Annotated in this window: 1 protein-coding gene; it reads right to left on the bottom strand. The window is 65.2% G+C overall.

Annotated features, from left to right (window positions below; all coding sequences use genetic code 11):
- A partial coding sequence (locus FFK22_RS43705; RefSeq protein WP_221939336.1) for a hypothetical protein occupies positions 1-267 on the bottom strand: 267 nt, incomplete at both ends.

A 267-nucleotide genomic window follows, 5' to 3' on the forward strand; every position in this document is an offset into this window, starting at 1 on the left:
GAAGACCGGAACGTAGCTGCCCTTCGGTATGGTGATGCAGATCTCGTCGTCCTTGCCCCCGGCGACATAGTAGTAGTCCAGGGACCGGCGCAGCCGGCTGGCCTCGATCCGGACGATCGGGTCGAGCTGCGGGTCGAAGCTGGTATCGCGGTCGAAGACCGCGACGCCGACGCTGTAGCCCTTGATGCGGTCGGCCCGGCCGTCCAGCGTCTCGTCGACGATGTAGCGGAGAAAGCGCCGGTTCCGCTCGGAAGCGCTGAAATTCGA

The sequence above is a fragment of the Mycobacterium sp. KBS0706 genome, from assembly GCF_005938675.2.
GTDB lineage: Bacteria > Pseudomonadota > Alphaproteobacteria > DSM-16000 > Inquilinaceae > Inquilinus.